The organism is Atlantibacter hermannii (assembly GCF_009907385.1).
Classification (GTDB): Bacteria; Pseudomonadota; Gammaproteobacteria; order Enterobacterales; family Enterobacteriaceae; genus Atlantibacter; species Atlantibacter hermannii_A.
Window position 1 is genome coordinate 1 of sequence record NZ_JAAATR010000113.1, and the last position, 586, is coordinate 586.

At 44.7% G+C, this 586-nt stretch carries 1 protein-coding gene; it reads left to right on the forward strand.

The genetic code is table 11. The annotated features are described in order from the left end of the window. Window positions 1-394 precede the first annotated feature (394 nt). Window positions 395-547, forward strand: a complete 153-nt coding sequence (locus GV764_RS21295) for a Hok/Gef family protein (protein ID WP_161662056.1) — start codon at window positions 395-397, stop codon at window positions 545-547. Window positions 548-586: the final 39 nt, after the last annotated feature.

Sequence of the window (586 nt, forward strand, 5' to 3'; positions counted from 1 at the left end):
GGCGGAGTTCGCTCCGCCCTTCTTGTCAGGCAATGAGTCCTTAACGCACCCATTTTCATTCATTTCCCTTTCCCTGATCCTGTATATTCATCAAAACCGTTAACGGAACGCTTAATAAAAACCGGCATGAATAAATAAACACCGCACTGCGACAGGCCTACAAAATTTATGCAACAGGATCCCAGAAATTACATTTTAATTTATCTGGTATTTTATTACCGGGTCATTAATATATCCGGCGGGTGCTTAAGGCTTTCTGTCTTAAGTACATCACTGAACAAAAGGCAGAAAGAGAAAAGCCCCGGGCAATATTCCTATTAACCCGAGGCTATCTCTCAACTCCAGACAAGTTGAGAATAGCCGCTTACTCGCCGCAAGGCAAGGAGTAAATGGCATGAAGCCACTACGCTATCTGTTGGCATGCATATTAGTTGTTTGCATAACAGTGCTGGTTTTTTCCTTATTTAATCACGGGCTGCTCTGTGAATTAAAAATAAGAAACGGAAATCAGGAGGTGGCGGCAAGATTAGCCTGCTCTGACCGCTAATCCTATCCGGGCGGAGTTCGCTCCGCCCTTCTTGTCAGG

Excerpts from the sequence above, each read along its gene's own strand:
- GV764_RS21295 (WP_161662056.1), top strand. The coding sequence starts at position 395 with ATGAAGCCACTACGCTATCTGTTGGCATGCATATTAGTTGTTTGCATA.